The organism is Acinetobacter sp. UBA3461 (genome assembly GCF_002381195.1).
Lineage (GTDB): Bacteria > Pseudomonadota > Gammaproteobacteria > Pseudomonadales > Moraxellaceae > Acinetobacter > Acinetobacter schindleri.
Window position 1 is genome coordinate 44,233 of record NZ_DFRO01000002.1, and the last position, 15,998, is coordinate 60,230.

Annotated in this window: 12 protein-coding genes; 5 read left to right on the forward strand and 7 right to left on the reverse strand. The window is 42.9% G+C overall.

The window, feature by feature from the left end; genetic code table 11:
• Positions 1-30 precede the first annotated feature (30 nt).
• Positions 31-1,734 carry a M61 family metallopeptidase gene (locus B3D47_RS00270; protein WP_163171142.1) on the reverse strand — a complete coding sequence of 568 codons (1,704 nt, stop codon included), beginning with the start codon at positions 1,732-1,734 and terminating at the stop codon, positions 31-33.
• A gap of 175 nt (positions 1,735-1,909) precedes the next feature.
• On the opposite strand from B3D47_RS00270, the gene B3D47_RS00275 reads away from it, so the two are divergent.
• The 3 genes from B3D47_RS00275 to slyD all read left to right on the forward strand — a co-directional run bounded on the left by B3D47_RS00275 (position 1,910) and on the right by slyD (position 5,354).
• Positions 1,910-3,214 carry a D-alanyl-D-alanine carboxypeptidase PBP6B gene (locus tag B3D47_RS00275; protein ID WP_286859301.1) on the forward strand — a complete coding sequence of 435 codons (1,305 nt, stop codon included), beginning with the start codon at positions 1,910-1,912 and terminating at the stop codon, positions 3,212-3,214.
• A 232-nt stretch (positions 3,215-3,446) separates the two neighbouring features.
• On the forward strand, positions 3,447-4,733 hold the full coding sequence (locus B3D47_RS00280; protein ID WP_286859304.1) for an NAD(P)/FAD-dependent oxidoreductase: 1,287 nt from the start codon (positions 3,447-3,449) through the stop codon (positions 4,731-4,733).
• Between the two features lie 138 nt (positions 4,734-4,871).
• Complete coding sequence (gene slyD / locus B3D47_RS00285) at positions 4,872-5,354, forward strand: peptidylprolyl isomerase (RefSeq protein WP_004815419.1); 483 nt, start codon at positions 4,872-4,874, stop codon at positions 5,352-5,354.
• A gap of 126 nt (positions 5,355-5,480) precedes the next feature.
• Here slyD and B3D47_RS00290 read toward each other — a convergent pair whose 3' ends face one another.
• The 6 genes from B3D47_RS00290 to B3D47_RS00315 form a co-directional block, all read right to left on the reverse strand.
• Positions 5,481-6,251 (reverse strand): M48 family metallopeptidase, encoded by a 771-nt coding sequence (locus B3D47_RS00290; protein ID WP_071320659.1) that lies wholly within the window; start codon positions 6,249-6,251, stop codon positions 5,481-5,483.
• A 113-nt stretch (positions 6,252-6,364) separates the two neighbouring features.
• Complete coding sequence (locus B3D47_RS00295; protein ID WP_163165627.1) at positions 6,365-6,673, reverse strand: hypothetical protein; 309 nt, start codon at positions 6,671-6,673, stop codon at positions 6,365-6,367.
• Between the two features lie 165 nt (positions 6,674-6,838).
• Positions 6,839-8,158, reverse strand: a complete 1,320-nt coding sequence (locus B3D47_RS00300) for an adenylosuccinate synthase (RefSeq protein ID WP_004892578.1) — start codon at positions 8,156-8,158, stop codon at positions 6,839-6,841.
• A gap of 71 nt (positions 8,159-8,229) precedes the next feature.
• On the reverse strand, positions 8,230-9,396 hold the full coding sequence (locus tag B3D47_RS00305; RefSeq protein ID WP_163171138.1) for an ATP phosphoribosyltransferase regulatory subunit: 1,167 nt from the start codon (positions 9,394-9,396) through the stop codon (positions 8,230-8,232).
• Between the two features lie 592 nt (positions 9,397-9,988).
• Positions 9,989-10,285 carry a hypothetical protein gene (locus tag B3D47_RS00310; protein ID WP_004892573.1) on the reverse strand — a complete coding sequence of 99 codons (297 nt, stop codon included), beginning with the start codon at positions 10,283-10,285 and terminating at the stop codon, positions 9,989-9,991.
• A 176-nt stretch (positions 10,286-10,461) separates the two neighbouring features.
• Positions 10,462-11,487, reverse strand: a complete 1,026-nt coding sequence (locus tag B3D47_RS00315) for a type I glyceraldehyde-3-phosphate dehydrogenase (protein ID WP_163171137.1) — start codon at positions 11,485-11,487, stop codon at positions 10,462-10,464.
• A 409-nt stretch (positions 11,488-11,896) separates the two neighbouring features.
• On the opposite strand from B3D47_RS00315, the gene alaS reads away from it, so the two are divergent.
• Both alaS and B3D47_RS00325 read left to right on the forward strand, forming a co-directional pair.
• A complete protein-coding gene (gene alaS / locus B3D47_RS00320) occupies positions 11,897-14,590 on the forward strand; it encodes an alanine--tRNA ligase (protein WP_286859308.1) in 2,694 nt (897 codons plus the stop codon).
• A 64-nt stretch (positions 14,591-14,654) separates the two neighbouring features.
• Positions 14,655-15,935, forward strand: coding sequence for an aspartate kinase (locus B3D47_RS00325; protein WP_004892566.1), 1,281 nt, complete (start codon positions 14,655-14,657; stop codon positions 15,933-15,935).
• Positions 15,936-15,998: the final 63 nt, after the last annotated feature.

Genomic DNA, 15,998 nt, shown 5'->3' on the forward strand with positions numbered 1-15,998 from the left:
GTTTTACATGGTTTATTTAAACTATGCAAATCAAGCTTTCAACCATTTCTCAGCTTTAGTTTGATCTTCAATTTTAAGTTCGACTTCAGTCAATTCAGAACCCGCTGCTTGAATATCAAAGGCCATTAACTCATCACGACGGAATGCATGAACAGTATAAATTCCTTCCTGCTTCGCATATTTCTCGGCAAGCTTTGTCGTCGCTTTCAAGCCATCAATTGCAATGATCACATCATTGGCTGACAGGCCTGCTTTCGCAGCAGCACTATCACGACGAGCGGATTGAATGAATACACCTTCAGGCTTATCTACCAATTTCAAACCAAATGGCAGAGACTTGTCATTTTTCAGGGTATAGCTTACCCCAAACTCAGGGAATAACTGATCCAGTGGCAACTCTTCTGTGGTATTGATCAGATGGTTGATCTGTTCTAACCAGTTATCGCCAGTCAATTCTTCACATAACTCGAAGATAGTACGCTCGTTCACCTGAATGCCATTTTGCGCATTTTCATACAACTTGCGCATCAAGGCATCCAGGCTTGAACCACGTAGACGCAAGCCTAAATCTAAGCAAAGTGCCACTAAACAACCTTTATTGTAATAGCTGGTGCCAGCATTATTCGAGTTTTCATCCTGACGATAGAATTTCACCCAGGCATCAAAGCTTGATTCAGACACACTTTGAATAAAGCGACCTGGGTTTTGCAAATAGCGGTCAATCTGTGCTTTCAGTAAAGCAATATATGATTCCTGGTTAATCACACCACTACGTAGCAGAATCAGGTCATCATAATAAGAAGTAAATCCTTCAAAGATCCAAAGTAAAGAGGTGTAGCCTTCTTTGTTTAAATCGTAATTCACAAAGTTTTCAGGGCGAATAAATTTCACTAACCAAGAATGGAAATATTCATGGCTACATAAACCTAAGAAACGCTGATAATCCTTCGATGGCTCTTCCGGCTCGTTGGCTTTCGGCAGATCGTCACGTGGTGTAATCAGACTGGTTGAATTTGGATGTTCCAGACCACCATAACTGTTGCCTGTTGCCATGGTCATAAAAGTATAGTTACTAAATGGCGCCGAACCAAACATAGAAATTTCGGTACTACAGATCTTTTCCAGATCCTGCTGCATACGTTCAGCATTCATCTCATGTTTGCCAGAAACCACGAACTCATGCGGAATACCATTGGCTTCAAAGCTAAAACGGGTCTGTTCTGCCAGTTCAAATGGTGAATCGATCAGCTCGGCATAATTTTCTGCTTTAAGCGTATAGCGGCCTTTGACCAGGCTCTTGGATGCCATACCGGTTGCTAACTGGAAGTGTTTCAGTTCATCTGGCAGGAAGATTTCAACTTCAATCGCTTTATTTTCTTGTCCTTCCAGTCCCAGACAAGTACAGGCCGGGTTCACATATAGACGTGTTCCATCGACATATGCACCGCGTACGGACAGATCATAGGCATAGACATCATATTCAACCGTAATCAGCTCATGGTCGGTATTAAACAAGCGCCATTTATTCTTTTCAAATTTCTGGATTTTCAGCTGGCGTCCTGCTTCATCAAAGGCTTTCACCCCTTCAATGTGCTTGGAAAATTCACGAATCAGGTAACTGCCCGGAATCCACGTTGGCAAAGACAACACCTGTGTAGGGTCTGCTAAAAAGCGAACAGTCACGTGAACAAGATGCTGACGATAATCGTCAAATTCGATTTGATAATGCAACATAATGGGCGATTCAAAAGAAATTAGAATGTGTTAAGTCTAAGCTTAACATTTTTTTCCAATACATTGCGGAAGTGTCTTAAATGTCTACAATGAGTACTAGCCATGACAAAAAAAAAGGCTTAGCATGCCTAAAATTTTTTTGCTCGCCAACGGACTGGTCGAATAAGGAACCCCCTTGAAATTTATCGCCTCACTGATTGCGACATTGTGCTTTTTTATGTCCGCAATCTCGCATGCTGCCCTACTGAATATTAATCCTGAAAGTGTTGAGGCAGAAGCCTGGACTATTCTGGACAGCCAGACCGGTCAGACTATTGCTTCACATAATGAAGACCTGCAACGTGCTCCGGCTTCCCTGACCAAAATGATGGTAGCTTATATCACGCTCAAGGAAATTCAGGCCGGAAAATTAGATAAAAATGAAGTAATAACTGCAACTTCTGTAGTGAATATGGTGATGTGGGATGAATCCCAGATGTACCTAAAAGAAGGTGATCAGATTTCAGTAGATCAGTTATTGGCAGGCTTAATTGTAATGTCTGCCAATGATGCCGCAGTGACGTTGGCGGAAAAAATTTCTGGAAGCGTACCCAAATTTGTGGAGCGTATGAATAAGGAAGCACAGGCTTTAGGAATGACCCATTCTCATTTCCAGAATCCAGCTGGTATCACCATGCCTGAGCACTATTCCACAGCAGCCGACCTGGCCAAACTGTCTCAGGCTTTGGTCAATGAAACGCCAAACTATCTGTTCTATTCCAAGCAACAGAGCTTCAGTTATAACCAGCGTTTTCACCGTGCCACCAATCTATTGCTAAAAATGGACCCAACAGTAGACGGCTTGAAAACCGGTTTTACCCGTGCCGCGGGTTATAACCTGGCTGCCACCGCGATCCGTCCAAGCATGGACATGAGTCTATCTAACCGTCGTTTAATCGTCGTGGTGATGGGGAGCAAAAGCGCTATAAAACGTGCGGAAGTCGCTCATAAGCTAATGAACCTGGCCTATACCTATACCCGCAATGAGGTAGCACTCAAGGACAAGCAAGTGCTGGCCGAACTGCCTGTGGTTCAATCTACCCTTAAAATGTTTAAGGTAGCGACCAAAAAACCTGAGTTAATTACTACTTCACTCTACGACCAAAGCTATAGCATTGACCTAAACCAGTTTGATCAAAGTACTCAACGCGTGATGTTAGATACAGGGAATGGTACTCTACAAAGCATTGAGCCATTACGCGAAACTCAGACCCACTTAAACATTGAAGTGAATGAGACCCAACTGACCGCGCCACTAGCAAAAGTCATGCAATTGGCAACGGTAAACGTCTATCAGAATAATCAGTTGATTCGTACCATCCTGATTGAAGATCAGGTCGATATTGAAGAAGCGAATTTCTTTGAAAAGTTCCTGCAATGGTTATTTGGCCTATTCTCAAGTACGAACGCAGACGTTATATTGTATCCGATTGGCAAATAAAATCTGAGACAGACAAAGGATGGCAATTATATTAATTAGCCGTCCTTTTTTATTGCCTACATTTATTTTTAATTTTACCAATAACAACCTCCATAAAAGGCATTATTAATTTATATCCTTGAATTGCTACAATTTGTAAGCTGTATAACAATTCTTATCAAGACCTTATTTTAAGCCTGTCATAGTATGTTTTCTTTCTATTTCATTAAAAAAATAAATAGGTTAATAAGGTATGACAGCCCATAAAATTGTGATTATAGGTGGTGGTGCAGGTGGTCTGGAACTGGCTACCCAGTTAGGACAAAGCTTAGGCAGAAATGGTAAGGCCCAGATTACCCTGATCGACCAGAAGCTGACCCATATCTGGAAACCTCTTCTTCACGAAATTGCAGCGGGAACACTCAATCCGCATGAAGAAGAAACCAATTATTTTGCCCATGCCGCAGCAAATCATTATGAATTTGTTCTGGGCACGTTTAAAAATATCGACCGTGAAACCAAACAGATTCTGGTTGAAACCGAATACTTTTCTAAAAAAGTCCAACCTACCAAGAATAGAAATATTGACTATGACACCTTGGTGCTTGCTTTAGGCTCTACTTCAAATGACTTTAATACCGAAGGTGTCAAACAGTTCTGTCATTTTCTAGACAGCCGCGAACAGGCGGATATTTTTCAGCAAGACCTGCTGCATCTTTACTTAAATGCCCAGAATGAAGCAGATAGCCGTGAACTGAAAATTGCCATTATTGGTGCAGGTGCTACAGGCGTTGAACTGGCAGCAGAACTGGTTTCTGCCAAGAATAATTTTCATAAATATGGTCTAAACAAGATCGATCCGAATAAGGTCAAAATTACCCTGATTGAAGCTGCAGATCGTATTCTTCCTGCCCTGTCTCCCAAAGTTGCTGAGCACACGATGAAGCAGCTGAAACAGCTAGGTATTGAAGTACTGACTCAACATCGTGTGGCTAAAGTCGATGAAGAGCATATTTATTTTGCAGATGGTTCAAGTTTGGAAGCAGAAGTAAAAGTCTGGGCAGCCGGGATCAAGGCGCCTGAGGTACTCACGCAACTTGAGGGACTGGAAAGAGACAATATTCATCGCCTTAAAGTTTATGCGACATTGCAGACGACCGCAGATCCGAATATTTTTGCCTTTGGGGATTGTGCACATTGCAAGCCTAGAGCTGATGAACCCGTCCTGGGACCACGTGCACAGGTTGCCAGCCAGCAAGCCAGTTTCCTTGCCAATTCTTTACGATTACGTGCGAATGGTCAGACTCAGTTACCGATGTTCGTCTTCTCGGATAAAGGTTCTCTGGTGTCCTTAAGTGAAAATAAAGCCGTAGGTGAATTACTCGGTCAGGTCAATGTACAGGGCTTTGTCGCCAAGTCGATGTATGTTTCATTATATCGGCTGCATCAGGCCACGATCTTGGGCTATACTCAGGCTGGGGTAATGACGGTAAAAGACTTCGTTACAAGAAAAATCTCGCCGAAGATAAAATTGCATTGAAATTTACAGATGCGCCCCCATCAATGAAAAAATCAGCATTTATATAGGGAAATTGCATTTTTTTTGCTAATTTTAGTCTACAAAAACTCAATTTCACTTTATGATGTATCTCTTAAAAAATTTGATTGGATCAATATCATGACTGCAGTTGCAAATGACCTCGTGGTTTCTTTCCACTACACATTGACTAACGCAGAGGGTGAAACTCTCGATAAATCTCAAGGTGAACCACTTGCATATTTGCATGGTGCAGGCAACATCATTCCTGGCCTTGAAAATGCACTACTTGGTAAAACTGTAGGCGACAAATTCACTGTAACTGTTCCAGCAGCTGAAGGCTATGGCGAATACAACCCAGAGCTAGTACAAGAAGTTCCTGCGAAAATGTTCCAGGGTGTGGACAACATCCAACCTGGTATGCAATTCCAGGCGCAAACTGATGACGGCGTTCAAATCGTAACTGTTAAAGCAGTTGAAGGCGAAAACATTGTTGTTGATGCGAACTTCCCACTTGCTGGCCAAGACCTGACTTTCGACGTTGAAATCGTGGAAATCCGTGAAGCTTCTCAAGAAGAACTTGACCATGGTCACGTACACGGTGCAGGCGGTCACCACCACTAAGATCGATTGATCTGAAGTGCAAAAGGCAAAGTGAAAACTTTGCCTTTTTTTGTTGCCTATATATTTTATTCAGGCATAAAAAAAGCAGAGCCTCTACCCTGCTTTTTTTTATGATTCAAGCAATAATTATTTACGTTGGTTATAAATCTGCATTGCGGCTGGCAGATTTTGACGCATTGCGGCAATACGCTGACTGCTTGATGGGTGAGTCGATAAGAACGCGACACCACTACTGGTTTGCTTACTCATTTTTTCCCAAAGAGTAATTGCAGCATTCGGGTTATAACCTGCACGAGCCATCAACATTAAGCCACCTTGGTCAGCACGGCTTTCCAGGTTACGTGAGTATGGCAGACCAATACCAATCTGGCTGCCCAGCTGTGCAGCTGCTGCACCACCCTGCCCTACACCTGCCGCACTCAGGCCAATGCCTAAAGCTAAGTCAGTCAGTGCCTGAGCACCAATCTTCTGTTTAGAATGCTCTTCTAGCGCATGCACCATTTCATGACCCATAATTGCTGCAATTTCAGCATCAGTTAAGTTCAATTTATTGACGATACCTGTATAGAACACCACCTTACCGCCTGGTGCAACATAAGCATTGACCTGATCGCTCTTCAGTACAGCCAATTGCCAGTCAAATCGGGTGCCTGTCTGGTTCAGCTGGTCTGCATAAGGACGCAATTTGTTAAATACGGTGTTGATACGCTTATAGGTAGCAGAAGACGTATCCAGTGTATTGGCAGCACGTGCTTCCTGAACGGTCTTGTTAAAGCCTTGTGTCGCTACAGCGTTTAAGGTTGATGTATCCGCGCCCGCTATATCAGCGACAGTGGTACAACCTGACAAAGTGACGACTGTTGCCGCACACATGCTGAACAAAAATTTATTTTTCATTATAGATTCTCCACCCCAGTTTCAAGGCACAATACTTGATAAAAATTATAATTGAAACATCGCTATACCTGAAACGTGTAATTACTTCATCTTTTTAGCATTTATGTAATATTTCAGGTGATGAATTGTATGCCAAGCCAATAAATTAGACAAAGTACATTTAAAACCAGATAAAACTGGCTCAAAGGTTGGATCTTCATTTCCAGGCTTTCACTTTTGCGCTTGGCAAACAGGATAGCGTTCTGGATCAGGATCACTGGCACCAATATGCAGGCAATAATGACACTTAAGCCCACCAGCGCATTATAGATAATTTCAGGATTACTGGTTTGAGCACGAATAATCAGCATGGCAATAGTCGGTGCCCCGCCCATGGCAAACAGCAACGAATAGAACATGGTTGCCGAGATATTTTTTTGCATCCTGCAAGCTCTTATATTTTCTTTAATATTTATTCTAACAAGCACAGCAGCATTACACATCACTCTGTGATGCAACTTTAGTCGTGCGCCCGTATTCCTTAATCGATACGTTATAAAAAAACCCTGTGAAATTCACAGGGTTTTTCTCATTTTCAGCTTAAGGGATTAAGCATCAAACGGATGACGAAGAACAATTGTCTCTTCACGGTCTGGACCAGTTGAAATGATGTCGATTGGACATTCAATCAATTGCTCAAGACGTTTCACATAATTAATTGCAGCTTGTGGTAATTGATCTAATGATTTGGCACCGAAAGTAGACTCAGACCAGCCTGGCATCGTTTCGTAGATCGGTTTTAAAGTTTCGAATGCAAGTGCATCAGAAGAACCTACACAGCCAGAATCAGCAGCTTCGTAACCTACACAGATTTTTACTTCTTCTAAACCGTCAAGAACGTCAAGTTTAGTCAGGCAAATACCAGAAAGTGAGTTTACTTCTACTGAACGGCGCAGGATTTCCGCATCAAACCAGCCACAACGACGTTGACGGCCAGTAGACGCACCAAATTCTGAACCTACAGTACCCAAGTGTTTGCCGATTGCATCGCCAACATCATTTGCAGCATCGTACACAAGTTCAGTTGGGAATGGACCAGCACCTACACGTGTTGTGTATGCTTTGGTAATACCCAATACATAATCGAGGTGTAATGGACCAAGACCTGAACCTGAGCTTACGCCGCCCGCAGTCGTATTTGAAGAAGTCACGTACGGATATGTACCGTGGTCAACGTCAAGAAGTGAACCTTGCGCACCTTCAAACATGATGTTATCACCGTTTTTACGGTATTTATGCAACTCACCTGTTACGTCGATAACAAGCGGCGCAACCACTTCACGCCATTGGTCGCAAAGTGCAAGTACTTCTTCAAGCTTAACTGCTTCTACGCCGTAGAATTGAGTTAACTGGAAGTTATGGTATTCAAGAAGCTCAGTTAACTGCGCTTTAAGATGTTCACCACCACGTACCAGATCAGCAACACGAATTGCACGACGAGCCACTTTATCTTCGTAAGCTGGGCCAATACCACGACCAGTCGTACCAATTTTTGCATTACCACGTTTGATTTCACGTGCTTGATCAAGCGCAATATGGTTTGGAAGAATCAAAGGACAGTTTGGCGAAATACGTAAACGTTCTTTAACTGGCACGCCTTCTTTTTCAAGAATATCCATCTCTTTGATGAGCGCTTCAGGTGAAAGAACCACACCGTTACCAATTAAGCACAGTACGTTTTCACGTAAAATACCTGATGGAATGAGGTGAAGAACTGTCTTTTTACCACCAACTACAAGAGTATGGCCTGCGTTGTGACCGCCTTGATAACGTACAACTGCTGCCGCTTGATCTGTGAGCAGGTCGACGATTTTACCTTTACCTTCGTCGCCCCATTGGGTACCAAGTACCACAACATTCTTGCCCATAATAGCCTCATTACATCATGCTGTTAAAGTTGAAAAGCCTGGCCCAGCGACATGAATACTGAGCCTGACCATTAAATTGTTTTGACTGTCCACTCACCGTCAACATTCACCAGCTGGTGAGTTGCATACGGCACCGAGTTTAAACCATCATTACCTAATAACTGAATTACACTTAAGCCTTGTGCACGTGTTGCCTGAATCGCATCAAGCAAAGCAGCATCATTACCTTTAGGTGCAACAATAATCTGTGCAGTTTCAAATTTGCCTGCACTTAAGCTATACAAGTCACAAGAGAAACCGGTTGCAGGACGGGCACGACCAAAGTGTTGACCAATACCGTCATAACGGCCACCTTGTGCCAGTGGTGCAGCACGGTTTGGTGCATACACGGCATACATCAGGCCAGTGTGGTAATGGTAAGAACGCAATTCAACCACATCGACACCAATTTCCAGATTCGGCCAGCGTGCCTGGATTTCCTGTTGTGTGGTGATCAATGCATCCAGTGCCTGTTTAAAGTCTGGATTTGCCAGTACTTCAGCACTCAATTGTGTTTGTAATGCATTCAAATCACTTGCATAGCGACCCAATACATAGAAATCATGACCCTGATTCAGTGTCGCAGTAAACTCTTGCAGTTCTGGCAATGCTTTACGCTGATACAGATCAGACAATTGACGTTCAGCTGCCTTACTTAAGCCCGCTTGAGCTACAAGACTACGGAACAGACCGACATGACCCAAGTCAAGGTGAATACCATCTGCCAGACCAGATTCCTGAATCAGACTCACCATCAGGTCAATCATTTCTACATCGGCATCAATACTGTCTGAACCGAATAATTCTGCACCCAGCTGCAGCGGTGCACGCGTGGTGTTAAAACCCTGCGGTTTGGTATGTAAAACCGTACCTGCGTAGCAGTAACGAGCTACACCTTCCACTGGATGTACATGCGCATCGATACGAGCCACTTGTGGTGTCATATCGGCACGCACACCAAGCAAACGGCCAGAAAGCTGGTCGATCACTTTAAAAGTGGCTAAGTCTAAATCCTGATTCGATTCTGAGAGAGAAGATAGAGATTCAATGTATTCAATGAATGGCGTGTACACCAGCTGATAACCTCGAGATGCGAGGAAATCCAGTGACTTACGACGCAAATGCTCAATGACTTGCGCTTGTTCTGGTAATACATCAGCTACACCATCAGGTAATAACCATGTCTCTGAAATGGGCATGTTGTAAACCTAAATTCTTGTCAGCGCGGAACAAATCCGCATAAAAAAATCGGGAGCACACCCGATTTCTCCTAGTCTAGCACGATCATTTAGGCTGTGCATCGCAATTTTTATAATTTTCTCTGACTGATCAAATGACTAACATTGATAATGAAAATCCGGCGGTGAAGACTTGGGCCAAGTCGATTAAAAAAATATCAAAAGCTAAAGTATCAACATGATTTTAAAAATTTTATTCCTGAAAAAAAACTTTAAGGTTTTATCTTGAACTCTATACTTTCCGAAATAACCAGCAAATGCTTCAGAAAAATTAATTTTTAAATGTTTAAAAATAATCCAGCATAAATGCAAACTGCACGGATTTGAACACCTAAGAAAACAGCACTATTCAGGCAAATTTGAAGTTAACAGGACAACACGCTGCACCTCTTTATAAAAATACAGTTCGTTATTAGATTAAATTTAGCCTACATCTATATGTAATACATCAGGTTTCAGTATGCTGTCTACCATTATGATGAGTGTAATTTCGGCAGGAGTTTTGTGCAGCTTGCTCTTTTAGACTGCTTAATCAGAAAACCATTTTCGAAGATTATTGTTTTGGTTCAACTACTTTTGCCAGCAGATGTACCAGCTCGGCATTCTGTAATTCAACCTGTTTTAGTTTGGTCGTGGTCTGGTCCAGTACTTCTTGCTGTACATGCATCTTTTTAGCCAGATCCTGCATAATCTCTAAGGTTTTTTTTAGATTATCTTCCAGATTCGCGACCTTTTGCTCGACCGCAACACCCTCCAATTCAGGACCAGTTTCAACCTGATTGAACTGCAGCCAGATCAGGAAAATTACTGCCAGTGTCAGGAGGGTAATAAAGCCCCACATTAATAACATTGCTTTTGCTCTTCTAGTTGGTCGCCTGAGTTTTATCATAATCAAAAAAACAGGCGATATTGTAACGATTTTATCGGAATGCCAGCACCAGATATCGACTGGTAAAGTAAATTAATTTTCTTTATACATCAATATACTTAAGAATAAAGTTTACTTAAGCCATAGATTAGAGCGCTTTATGCATTAAAGGAATGACATAAATCTAGTAACCGGTTGGCATAACCCCATTCATTGTCATACCAGGCAAATACTTTGGCCTGCTTGCCTACGACTATGGTCTGGGTCATATCCACAATCAATGAATACGGTGAATGATTAAAATCGGAAGAGACCAAAGGTTCATCCGTAATCGACATAATTTCAGTATAGTCCTGAGCTGCTGCTTTGATTAGGACGTCATTCAGTTGATGATCGGTAATATTGGCTTGAGTCACAAAAGTTAAATCAATCGCTGCCACATTAATGGTCGGTACACGAATCGAATAACCATCAATCCGGTTTTCCATTTTCGGCATTACGCGTTTTAAGGCACCTAAAGCCGAAGAAGTCGTTGGAATAATATTTTGCCCTGAAGCTCGGGCACGACGTAAGTCGCGATGTGCATGGTCTAGGACTGATTGATCCGCAGTAACCGCATGAATTTCAGTCATTAGCGCGGTATCAATACCGAAAGCATCATCTATGATTTTAACCAGCGGCACTAATGCCTGCGTGGTACAAGATACGCTGGAAATGATCTGGTCACTGTTTTTCACATCACGATGGTTCACGCCATAAACAATTGCAGCATCTACACTGTCAAATGGCGCTGCACCAATAATTACACGTTTGGCACCGGCAGTAATATGCTGGGTCGCTGCTTCACGGGAACGGAACAGACCGGTACATTCCAGTACCACATCAACATTCAGCTCCTGCCATGGCATCTGAGCCGGGCTGGCTTGACGCAGGACTTCGACTTTTAAACTGACATCCTGATAAGACACATGCAGATAAACACGTTCCTGTTCATAGCTGAGATCGACCTGCCCTGGAAAGCGGCCATGAGTGGTGTCGTATTTGAACAGATGCAGTAAAGTTTCCACATCGGCAATGTCATTAATAGCAACGATGTCAAAATTAAAATCTTTCGGATTTTCAAACCATGCACGTAACACATTGCGTCCGATTCGCCCAAAACCATTAATTGCGATACGTTGCATCGACATTCCCTTAAGCAGCATAAAACTTTGAGTGCCCTATATTAATGGAATTATACAGCTGACTGATAACTATTCAGCCAAATCCTTTAAAATTTACACAGCATGTCCAATATTTCACCGAATAATTTATGCTTTATCATTGTGAATATTCTCTTTAATCCTGACAGATTTTAAATAAATTGCTGTTCTGACAATAGCTTTTGATTTTGCAGGTCATTTTCCAGAATTTACCAATATTCATTCCTTAGAGTTTTATGATCTATAAATATGAAAATCATTGGTCGAACAGGCATTTTCCGTTATAATTTGGCGTTTTTAAAAATTTAAGCCCCGCATTGCAGCAAAGAACCAACCTTCTTGTCAGACTGCACTGCTTTTGCCCAATCAGAAATTATGGAGTGACTTGGTTGTGAGTACTCGTTTTATGACATCAGCTGAAATTCGCGAAGCTTTTTTAAGCTACTTTGAATCGCAAGGGCATACACGTGTCGCGTCGAGTTCTCTGGTTCCTGCCAACGACCCAACATTATTGTTTACCAACGCCGGTATGAACCAGTTTAAAGACTGCTTCTTAGGTCTGGAAAAGCGCGATTATGTACGTGCGACATCTTCACAAAAATGCGTACGCGCAGGCGGTAAACACAACGACTTAGATAACGTTGGCTACACAGCGCGTCACCACACATTTTTTGAAATGCTGGGTAACTTCTCGTTTGGTGACTACTTCAAGCGTGATGCGATCAAATTTGCTTGGGATTTCTTAACCAACGAAAAATGGTTAGGTCTTCCTAAAGACAAACTTTATGCCACGGTTTACCACACCGATGACGAAGCTTTTGACATCTGGAACAAAGAAATCGGTCTGGATGCATCTCGCATTATCCGTATTGGTGACAACAAAGGCGGTCAATACGCATCAGATAACTTCTGGGCAATGGGCGATACAGGTCCTTGTGGTCCATGTTCTGAAATTTTCTATGACCATGGCGATCACATTTGGGGCGGTTTACCGGGCACACCTGAAGAAGATGGCGACCGTTTCATCGAGATCTGGAACAACGTATTCATGCAGTTCAACCGTACTGCTGATGGTGTGCTTCACCCTCTTCCTGCTCCTTCTGTTGATACAGGTATGGGCTTAGAGCGTATTTCGGCAGTTCTACAACACGTCAACTCAAACTACGAAATCGACCTATTCCAACATTTGTTAAAAGGAGCTGCGGAAATCATTGGTTTAGATACAGCTGAACTTGAAGCGAAAGCACAAGCTGAAGGCAAACCAGTTGAATACCCTGCATCACTTAAAGTGGTTGCTGACCATGCACGTTCATGTTCATTCCTCATCGCTGATGGCGTAAATCCATCAAACGAAGGTCGTGGTTATGTCCTACGTCGTATCATCCGCCGTGCAGTTCGTCACGGTAACAAATTGGGTGCGACAGGTTCATTCTTCCACAAAATGTTGAAGCCTTTGATTGAAGTGATGGGTGCTGCCTACCCTGAACTTGAAGCACAACAAGTTCGTATCGAAGCGCAACTTCTGAAAGAAGAAGAGCAATTTGCAAAAACACTTGAGCAAGGTTTGAAATTGCTTGAAGGTGAATTAGCTCAACTGAAAGGTTCCGTGATTCCAGGTGAAGTTGTATTCAAACTTTACGATACGTATGGCTTCCCAACTGACCTTACAGCGGACATCGCACGTGAACGTGATTTAACGATTGATGAAGCTGGTTTTGAAACTGAAATGGCTGCTCAGCGTCAACGTGCACGTGATGCCGGTAAATTCGCGATCGACTACAACTCTGTTGTGAAAGTTGAAGGTGAAACTCAATTTGACGGCTACGATGCAACTGCGGGTGAAGGTCAAATCATCGCAATCTATAAAGATGGCGAGCAAGTCGATGAAGTGGTTGAAGGCGATGAAGCATTAATCGTACTGAATCAAACACCTTTCTATGCAGAAAGCGGTGGTCAGATCGGCGATACAGGTATCTTTAAAAACGATACCGGTATTTTCGAAGTTCAAGATACCAAGAAATCTGGCGGTGCGTTCGTTCACCAAGGTATCGTGACCATGGGTAACCTGAAAGTTACTCAAAATGTAGAAGCGACTGTAAAAGCAGACATCCGTGCTGCAACTGCACGTAACCACTCTGCAACGCATCTTCTACATGCTGCGCTTCGTCAAATTTTAGGTTCACACGTACAGCAAAAAGGCTCATTGGTTGCGTCTGACGTATTACGTTTCGACTTTGCCAACGACCAACCTGTGACATTTGAACAACTTCAAGAAATTGAACGTCTTGTGAATGCTGAAGTGATTGCCAACACTGAAGTAACGACTGAACTTTTAGACATCGAATCTGCAAAAGCAAAAGGTGCGATGATGTTATTCGGCGAGAAATACGGTGACGAAGTACGTGTACTGTCTATGGGTTCAGTGATTGAAGAGAAAAACTTCTCAATCGAACTCTGTGGTGGTATTCACGTCAAACGTACAGGTGACATCGGCCTGTTCAAAATCACCTCTGAAGGTGGTGTGGCAGCCGGTGTGCGTCGTATTGAAGCGGTGACAGGCACTAAAGCAATTGAAGTTGCTCAAAAAGCGGATCGTGACATCAACACGATTAATGGCTTATTGAAAGCACAAAAAGACCAAACTATAGAGAAAGTTGAAGCGATTGTTGACACAGCATCAAGCTTGCAAAAACAAATCGAACAACTGAATCAAAAACTGGCAAGCCTACAAGCGGGTGAACTGTTAAGCCAAGTTCAAACACTTGCGGGTCGTCAAACACTCATCACAACCGTTCAAGGCATGGATGCAAAAGCACTTCGTAACTTGCACGATGGTGTGAAATCTAAATTAGAAAATGCAGTGATTGTTCTTGCAGGTGTAGAGGGTGACAAGGTGAGCTTGATCGCATCTGTGGCGAAAGACTTTACTGCTTCTATTAAAGCGGGTGACATCATCAAACACTTGGCAACTGAGCTTGGTGGTAAAGGTGGTGGTAAACCTGACTTGGCACAAGGTGGCGCGCCACTTAACGAGAAGTTTGCAACAGTGATGGCTGATTTAGCAGCTTGGCTTGAAGCAAAATAAAAACTTCATTTTGTGTAACTGACCCTGATTGGAACATCAGGGTCATGGTTTGAATGGAACAACTATGGCATTAATCGTTCAAAAATATGGCGGTACCTCAATGGGTACTCCCGAGCGCATTTTAAATGTTGCTCGTCGTGTGAAGCGCTGGCATGACCACGGCCACAAGGTGGTTGTTGTTGTATCAGCGATGAGTGGTGAAACCAACCGCTTACTTGCTTTAGCGAAAGCCATTACCGAAACCCCTGACCCGCGTGAACTTGACCAAATGGTTTCTACCGGTGAACAGGTAACGATTTCGATGTTAGCAATGGCATTGAACTCGATCGGTGTTGAAGCTAAATCTTTGACTGGTCGCCAGGTTGGGATTAAAACCGACAGCGCTTTCACCAAGGCTCGTATTGAAGCGATTGATACCGATGTTTTGACTGAAAACCTAGATGCTGGCCGTGTCATTGTAGTGGCAGGTTTCCAGGGCTTTGATGCCAATGGCAACACAACGACTCTAGGTCGTGGTGGTTCAGATACTTCTGGTGTTGCACTTGCCGCTGCATTAAAAGCTGATGAATGCCAAATTTACACAGATGTAGATGGTGTTTATACAACTGATCCGCGTGTTGCACCAAAAGCGAAAAAAGTTGACCGTATTTCGTTTGAAGAAATGCTGGAAATGGCATCCCTTGGTTCTAAAGTCCTTCAAATTCGTTCAGTTGAATTTGCAGGTAAATACCAAGTGCCATTACGCGTACTTTCAAGCTTCGACAACGACAACGATGGCGCGTTTGATGAAGACTTCAAAAACAACGTCGGAACCCTTATCACTACTGAATTGGAAGACAACATGGAACAGCCAATTATCTCTGGTATCGCGTTTAACCGTGACGAAGCTAAACTGACTATTCTGGGTGTTCCAGACGAACCAGGTATTGCCTCTAAAATTTTAAAACCAATTGGTGATGCCAATATCGAAGTCGATATGATCATCCAAAACGTTGAAGAAGATGGCACCACCGACTTCACGTTCACAGTCAACCGTGGCGAGCTTGCAAAAGCGAAAAAAATCCTTGAAGAAACAGCGCAAGCGATTGGTGCACGTGAAGTAGCGACTCGTGATGACATCGTAAAAGTGTCAATCGTGGGTGTAGGTATGCGTTCACATGCAGGCGTAGCAAGCAAAATGTTTACTGCTCTTGCAGACGAAGGCATTAACATTCTGATGATCTCGACTTCTGAAATTAAAATTTCAGTGATCATTGAAGAAAACTACCTAGAACTTGCGGTACGTTCACTTCACACTGCATTTGGTCTAGATCGTGAGTCTGGCGAATCAAGCGCACGTGCTTAATGATTGATTTGTAATTTATTGTCGTTGTCTGACATTATTTTGCAAAACTTCATAAAAAATCAG

Bases quoted from the DNA above. Each gene is read 5' to 3' on its own strand.
- B3D47_RS00270 (WP_163171142.1), bottom strand. From the start codon at position 1,734: ATGTTGCATTATCAAATCGAATTTGACGATTATCGTCAGCATCTTGTT.
- B3D47_RS00280 (WP_286859304.1), top strand. From the start codon at position 3,447: ATGACAGCCCATAAAATTGTGATTATAGGTGGTGGTGCAGGTGGTCTG.
- slyD (WP_004815419.1), top strand. From the start codon at position 4,872: ATGACTGCAGTTGCAAATGACCTCGTGGTTTCTTTCCACTACACATTG.
- B3D47_RS00290 (WP_071320659.1), bottom strand. From the start codon at position 6,251: ATGAAAAATAAATTTTTGTTCAGCATGTGTGCGGCAACAGTCGTCACT.
- B3D47_RS00295 (WP_163165627.1), bottom strand. From the start codon at position 6,673: ATGCAAAAAAATATCTCGGCAACCATGTTCTATTCGTTGCTGTTTGCC.
- B3D47_RS00300 (WP_004892578.1), bottom strand. From the start codon at position 8,158: ATGGGCAAGAATGTTGTGGTACTTGGTACCCAATGGGGCGACGAAGGT.
- B3D47_RS00305 (WP_163171138.1), bottom strand. From the start codon at position 9,396: ATGCCCATTTCAGAGACATGGTTATTACCTGATGGTGTAGCTGATGTA.
- B3D47_RS00310 (WP_004892573.1), bottom strand. From the start codon at position 10,285: ATGTTATTAATGTGGGGCTTTATTACCCTCCTGACACTGGCAGTAATT.
- B3D47_RS00315 (WP_163171137.1), bottom strand. From the start codon at position 11,487: ATGCAACGTATCGCAATTAATGGTTTTGGGCGAATCGGACGCAATGTG.
- B3D47_RS00325 (WP_004892566.1), top strand. From the start codon at position 14,655: ATGGCATTAATCGTTCAAAAATATGGCGGTACCTCAATGGGTACTCCC.